Source organism: Crocosphaera sp. (genome assembly GCF_030064895.1).
Lineage (GTDB): Bacteria > Cyanobacteriota > Cyanobacteriia > Cyanobacteriales > Microcystaceae > Crocosphaera.
In genome coordinates, this window is the sequence record NZ_JASJEB010000185.1 from 1 (window position 1) to 5273 (window position 5273).

Here is a 5273-nt window from a genome sequence, read left to right on the forward strand (position 1 = left end):
TCTTAAAAACTAATAAACTTCTCATAGGTTTATTAGGGATGATTTTTTAAAAAAGTCTTTTCATTTTCTTTTTACAAACAGTCTCTTATGCGCTCATGGTTATTATCAATCTTGGTTATATAACACAGCTAAACTGTTTAACGAAGAAACTTTTTCTTTGAGTGATATTTATTTAGAAACAGACTGTGGAAATTTGAAATGGTCAGATATTCAACCTCAATCTAAATCTAAACGATCTGATAGATTTGAGCAAGAGGAATTAACACCCAAAAAAAACCCCTTTTCAGAAATAGATAGTGAGCGAGTTAATCTTTTATCTACTGTACTCGAATATTTTGAAGATCCTAAGTTCAAAGAACCTATTGTCATTCAAGGAATTGCAGGAGCGGGTAAGTCTTCTTTTACTCTACATTTAGCCCATATATTAAGAGAAAAAGGTTGTACTCCTATTCGGGTCCTCTTAAAAGATATCATAAATCTTAATCAAAATTTGTTAGAAACTATTCCCAAGTCCTTAAGATTTGGAGAAGAAGGAATGGACAATTATAAATATGACCCAGAATTTGATCCTGAATGGTTAAGAGAGTTAATTACCCGTAATGAATTTATATATTTTGGGAAGAAAAGAACGGAAATATTTCCCTATGTATTTATTTTTGATGGATGGGATGAAATTAGGACTGAAGCAAGCCAAGGGTTCAAAGAAAGTATCGAAAAAGTATTAAAAAATATCAGAAATGTGTTTATTGAGCAACGTGGGAAACGTCCCCCTATTCGTATAATTGTAACTGGTCGTCCCAGTCGAGATGTAAGCGACACAAGTTTTCTCTTACAATCTACCCCTATTCTCACTTTAAAACCTTTAACGGATAGCCAATTAGGGACTTATATTCAGCAGTTTCAACAAGCACGTCAAAAATCAAATACACCTTGTAATACCTTAAATACCGATTATATTAAAACCATTGTAAACACTTATAAAACAGAATTCGAGCAATTACTAGAAGAACATAAGAAAGGAAATGTCTCGGATATTAAAGGAAGTTTAGCTGTGTTGGGTTTACCTTTACTTGCTTATTTAACCCTGCGTTTACTGTTCAAAGTTACATCAGAAACTGAGTTACAAGCTCTGATTCATAACCCCACTAATTTATATCGTGCCTTAATCGATGAAACCTGTGAAGGGTCAGGAAACCCTCTTTTTCAAGAAGATTTATTACAAGGAGATGATCGTTTTTATCGTTTATCTGGTGATGTACTTAGACAACTTCTTTGGCAAACTGCACAAGCAATAACAGCAATGAGAAAAGAAACCATTTCTCGCAACGAATTACAATTACGAATTGATAAAAAACAATTTAAGGAAAATTTACAGTCCGTTGTGGAAAAAATAACTAAAAAGCATCTACTCAGTCGCTTAATTATCAGTTTCTTTTTTAAAGAGAATACAGGGGAAGGGTGCGAGTTTGTTCATAAGTCCTTCCGAGAATATCTCTTTGCTGAGGCGATTGTTGAACGGTTAAAAGTTTATGGAAAAAACAAAAAAGTAATTCAACAATATGAAAAAGATCCCGAAAAAGGCTTTCCTGAACGAGAAAAATTTTGGCAAAACTTTAACACTTCTGATCCTCGTTATCATCTTACCCGTGATCTGAGTAAATGTTTCGCTACTGCTTGGCTCTCTCCTGAAATTAGAAACCACCTTCTCAATATACTAGCTTGGGAAATAGAACGTGCTTCTGAAATAACAGAATCATCTTCACCCACTCCCCTAGACAAATGGGGTTATATTCGGGATGCGCTGGCGGATATTTGGGACTGGTGGGCAGAAGATATGGTGTTTCGTTCCCAACCCAAAGAAAACGAGTATAATACGCCTGAATTTGCTCCTCCTTATTTACTAGAACTAGCTAAACTTTGCTCTCCTTTAGATCAACAAGTTTGGATGAATGAGCTTCCCGAACCAGAAGGAGGTCACACTATTAATGCTAGGTTAGGGGATGGGTTTTTTCATCTAACTGCGATTATTCATGGGTTACTTTATGAGTATGCAAGAAAAGAGCTTTCTGACTCGGTAGAACTTCAAGAAACCCAACATCGACGACGTTATCAAACCTTAGCTATAGCTAAAGATGAAAACGATCAAAAAATTGCTTTGATTCAATTTGCTCCCAGTGGAAAAGATCGAAAATACTTCCAAACCTTAGTCAATCGTATTAATGGAGCAAAAACACGACCTCAAGGACAATTTCCTCGTTATGTTTGCGGAGTTGCCATCAACCTTTATGAAGCCATCCTCTCAGGAGCCATCCTCTCAGGAGCCAACCTCTCAGGAGCCATCCTCTCAGGAGCCAACCTCTCAGGAGCCAACCTCTATGGAGCCAACCTCTATGGAGCCAACCTTTATGAAGCCAACCTCTATGGAGCCATCCTCGATGGAGCCAACCTTTATGAAGCCAACCTTTATGAAGCCAACCTCTCAGGAGCCAACCTCTATGGAGCCAACCTCTCAGGAGCCAACCTCTCAGGAGCCATCCTCTCAGGAGCCATCCTCCATAGAGCCAACCTCTATGGAGCCAACCTCTATGGAGCCAACCTCTCAGGAGCCAACCTCGATGGAGCCAACCTCGATGGAGCCAGATATCTAACTGTAGAACAGGTACAAAAAGCCAAAAATTGGGAAAAGACTATATTTGATGAATAAATGAAAAATAAGTTGGGGTTAGAATGATCACCCTTTAGGAAATTGGGATAAAAGACTTATCTCGGTTTTTTCGTATCACTTAGTGAAGTACCCCACTACCCCACCCTACTTCGTTGAGGGTGGGGCTTCCTACCCTCAAGAACTAATGCTCTTAATACACTTCATTTCATAGCGGTTTTCAATTGGATAGATTACAAACTCAAAGAAAAATACTCCCCACACCTCCCACACTCCCCACACTCCCCACCCTCACTAAACCAAGATTTTGATACACTCAAATAGAGGGCTGCCACTACGAAGTCTGAGAAGAAGCTGAAAATTAACTTAAATAATGAAAAGAAAAATGCCAAGTTTTCTGAAAAAAATCTAATGGATTAATCACTTAAGTTTAAGTAAGGGATGGGAAAGTATAAACAGTTGAACATTTGAATAGTTTTGAAAGAACCAGTCATGGATTACCCTATGTTTATCTTTCATCGAACCGATAAATTAGTATTTATGTGTCCTAGTCTTGAACAAAAGACAGATTGCTTTCAGTCCAAATACAAACAGTAAAAATCCACCCTTGTACATAGGCACATGGCAATAGTTCTTACACTTGGTATTGTTGTTCTTGCACTCTTTCTCTTTGTTGTTGAATGGTTTCCTTCGGATATCGTTGCTATCATTGTGGCATTACTACTAACAATTTTCGGTTTAGTAACGCCAGAAGAAAGTATTTCAGGTTTTAGTAACTCTGCGACCATAACAGTCATGGCAATGTTTATACTCAGTGCAGCGATCGCACGTACAGGAGCCATTTCAATCATTAGTGACTTTCTATTAAAGTGGGGTGGAAAACGTCCAGAATCGCAAATTTTGACCTTAGGAATCATTGTTGGTCCTATCACCGCTTTTATTAATAATACTGCTGTGGTTGCTGTATTTTTACCCATTATTGAAGAATGGTGTAGTCAACAAAAAGTATCAGTTTCTAAATTATTAATACCTCTTTCTTATGCAGCTATTTTGGGCGGAATGATTACGGTTATTGGGACATCAACAAATGTCTTAGCCAGTGGATTATCGGAACAACTAGGATACGGAACCTTTAGCTTATTCCAATTTACTCAACTCGGATTAATTACATTCATCATTGGTCTGATTTATCTCGCTTTTTTAGCTCCTCCCCTGCTACCTAGTCGCAGAAAATGCAGTGATAATCTTCTTAACGAAAATTACGGTTTGAAAGATTATATGAGTGAGATTTTAATTCCACCCGGCTCAAATTTAGTGGGTAAAACCCTAGATTCCAGTAGGCTATACCATAAATTTAATATGGATGTCTTGGAAATTATTGCCAATAATACTCGTTTTCATCAACCTTTATACGATAAAAAATTACAAGCTTGTTCCGTACTTCTCGTTAAAACTAATCAAGAAGATTTATTGAAAATTAAGGAGGAAGAAGACATTGAGATTTTATCCGAATTTTACGCCAAGAAAAAGTTTTTACAAGCACAACGTACCTTAGAAAACGAAGGGGTGGCCGAAGTTCTAATTCCTTCTAATTCAAATCTCATTGGTTCAACGGTTAAAGAAATACGTTTTCGTAAACGTTATAACCTAACAGTCTTAGCAGTGCATCGCGGACAAGCTATTACTCAAAAACGCCTTAGTGACATCCGCTTAAAATTTGGTGATGTCCTCTTAGTACAAGGTCCGAAAGAAAGTCTATTAGGCTTACAAATCAATCGCAACTTATTATTACTGACACAGCGAGATTTAGAGGCATTTCGACGAGATAAAGCTGCCATCGCCATTGGGATTTGTTTAGGAGTTGTGGTCAGTGCAGCGTTTAACTGGTTGCCCATTCTTATCAGTTCTTTGATTGGTGTTGTCTTAATGGTGTTAACCGGCTGTTTGAAACCAAGAGAAATCTATGATGCGGTACGTTGGGACATTATTTTTCTCCTTGCTGGTTTAATTCCTTTAGGGATAGCGATGGAGAAGTCGGGGGCAACTTACTGGTTAGCAACTCATCTGGTTACTGTTGCGCAACACTTATCTGGTTACTGGATACTGACTTTCTTCTTCATCCTTACTTCTGTGTTCACGGAAATGATTTCTAACAATGCGACTGTGGTTCTCTTGCTACCCGTTGCAGCGAATGTTGCAGAGACGTTGAACTTGAATCCTATGGCTTTTATGTTAACGGTTATTTTTGCTTCATCTAACAGCTTTATCACCCCTATTGGTTATCAAACAAATACCATGGTTTACGGACCTGGAGGCTACAAATTTACAGATTTTATGCGAGTTGGTATTCCACTAAATCTCTTGATGACAGTTATTGTCCCTCCCTTAATTATCTTGTTCTACGGACTTTAAAATTTTTGAATACAAGACCAATGCAGCAACAACTAATAGCTGGTAAAAATCATTTATATACCATCACCCCGTCACCCCGTCACCCCATCACCCTGTCACCCCATCACCCCGTCACCCCGTCACCCCGTCACCCCGTCACCCTGTCACCCCGTCACCCCGTCACCCCGTCACCCCGTCACCCCGTCACCCCGTCACCCCG

At 38.5% G+C, this 5273-nt stretch carries 2 protein-coding genes; both read left to right on the top strand.

What is annotated here, in order from left to right; all coding sequences use genetic code 11:
* The first annotated feature begins 157 nt into the window (after positions 1 to 157).
* Positions 158 to 2704 carry a pentapeptide repeat-containing protein gene (locus QNJ66_RS26310; RefSeq protein WP_366146325.1) on the top strand — a complete coding sequence of 849 codons (2547 nt, stop codon included), beginning with the start codon at positions 158 to 160 and terminating at the stop codon, positions 2702 to 2704.
* Positions 2705 to 3283: 579 nt separating this feature from the next.
* Complete coding sequence (locus QNJ66_RS26050) at positions 3284 to 5074, top strand: SLC13 family permease (protein WP_300511578.1); 1791 nt, start codon at positions 3284 to 3286, stop codon at positions 5072 to 5074.
* The last annotated feature ends 199 nt before the right edge of the window (positions 5075 to 5273 follow it).

What these genes read in the sequence shown, in the direction of transcription:
- QNJ66_RS26050 (WP_300511578.1), top strand. Translation starts at nt 3,284, where the DNA reads ATGGCAATAGTTCTTACACTTGGTATTGTTGTTCTTGCACTCTTTCTC.